The organism is Acinetobacter sp. AL9 (assembly GCF_041464035.1).
Lineage (GTDB): Bacteria > Pseudomonadota > Gammaproteobacteria > Pseudomonadales > Moraxellaceae > Acinetobacter > Acinetobacter towneri.
In genome coordinates this window covers 1-225 of sequence record NZ_JAYFSK010000301.1, presented here as the reverse complement: position 1 = coordinate 225, position 225 = coordinate 1, and the positions used below count along the sequence as shown (strand labels likewise).

Sequence of the window (225 nt, the reverse complement as noted above, 5' to 3'; positions counted from 1 at the left end):
GTTTGGAACAGGGTAAATTTCACTGGGCTCAAGTTCACCAAGGTGAAACCGTGGCCCTCAGCCCGGAACAGTTACAGGCATTAATCCAAGGTTTGCCCTGGCAGAGAATTGGATTGCAGCAAGTGGTGAATATGCTCTAAACCAAGCTCGACCATTCTGCCATCCTCCAAACGTTCTATTTCATTCTCTTCATGACCTCAGGCATACTGCGGTCATGAATACGCT

General features: G+C 48.0%; 1 protein-coding gene. It reads left to right on the top strand.

What is annotated here, in order from left to right:
• The first annotated feature begins 2 nt into the window (after positions 1-2).
• Positions 3-140 carry an IS66 family insertion sequence element accessory protein TnpB gene (gene tnpB, locus ACEO2X_RS14810; protein ID WP_002011497.1) on the top strand — a complete coding sequence of 46 codons (138 nt, stop codon included), beginning with the start codon at positions 3-5 and terminating at the stop codon, positions 138-140.
• The last annotated feature ends 85 nt before the right edge of the window (positions 141-225 follow it).